This window comes from Burkholderia sp. SIMBA_062 (assembly GCF_046534765.1).
GTDB classification, from domain to species: Bacteria; Pseudomonadota; Gammaproteobacteria; order Burkholderiales; family Burkholderiaceae; genus Burkholderia; species Burkholderia ambifaria.
Genome location: NZ_JAWRYD010000696.1, coordinates 1 through 230 on the forward strand (window position 1 = coordinate 1; position 230 = coordinate 230).

At 63.5% G+C, this 230-nt stretch carries 1 pseudogene; it reads left to right on the forward strand.

Going from position 1 to position 230, the window contains the following annotated elements:
* A pseudogene (locus SB786_RS37980) lies at positions 1 to 230 on the forward strand (hypothetical protein); the annotation flags it as partial.

The window sequence follows — 230 nt, forward strand, 5'->3', positions numbered from 1 at the left end:
CGTGCAACGCGACGGCAAGACGCTGTTCACGATCCTCACCTACGCGCACCGGCACTTCGGCCCGGCGCTCGCCGGACCGCTGCGGCGGCTTTTTCCGTCACTGCTGCAAAGCAACTGGCGCTTTTATGTGGAGGCGTTTGGCGGGGTCGAAACGACGGCGCCGACGGTGCTGTTCGTCAAGAATATTCTTGACGATCCGCTCTACGCGATCGGCAGCCGGCTGTTCAGCG